Origin of the sequence: Oceanobacillus saliphilus (assembly GCF_023522835.1) — a bacterium.
Lineage (GTDB): Bacteria > Bacillota > Bacilli > Bacillales > Amphibacillaceae > Oceanobacillus > Oceanobacillus saliphilus.
In genome coordinates this window covers 1-269 of record NZ_JALCZU010000140.1, presented here as the reverse complement: position 1 = coordinate 269, position 269 = coordinate 1, and the positions used below count along the sequence as shown (strand labels likewise).

The window sequence follows — 269 nt, the reverse complement described above, 5'->3', positions numbered from 1 at the left end:
ATCGGTAGAAGTGAGTTCGATACTCGCATAAGGCTAAATATATTAGAGATCTAATTTAAAGACCCAATGGTCAAGACTGGTTAAGACATAACATTTTCACTGTTAGTGCGGGAGTTCAAATCTCCCTTGGGTTAAAAAAGAAAAAAGAGATTAGCTCAGTTGGTAGAGCTGTCGCTTTACACGCGAAAGGTCAGGTGTTCAAATCACCTATCTCTTAAAGCGAATTAATGTAATAGTAACATATATGGCTCATGTCCATAATATTTAGG

General features: G+C 36.8%; 2 tRNA genes. Both read left to right on the top strand.

Going from position 1 to position 269, the window contains the following annotated elements:
- Window positions 1-60 precede the first annotated feature (60 nt).
- Window positions 61-134: transfer RNA gene (locus tag MN204_RS21865), tRNA-Glu, on the top strand.
- A 10-nt stretch (window positions 135-144) separates the two neighbouring features.
- Window positions 145-217: transfer RNA gene (locus tag MN204_RS21860), tRNA-Val, on the top strand.
- The last annotated feature ends 52 nt before the right edge of the window (window positions 218-269 follow it).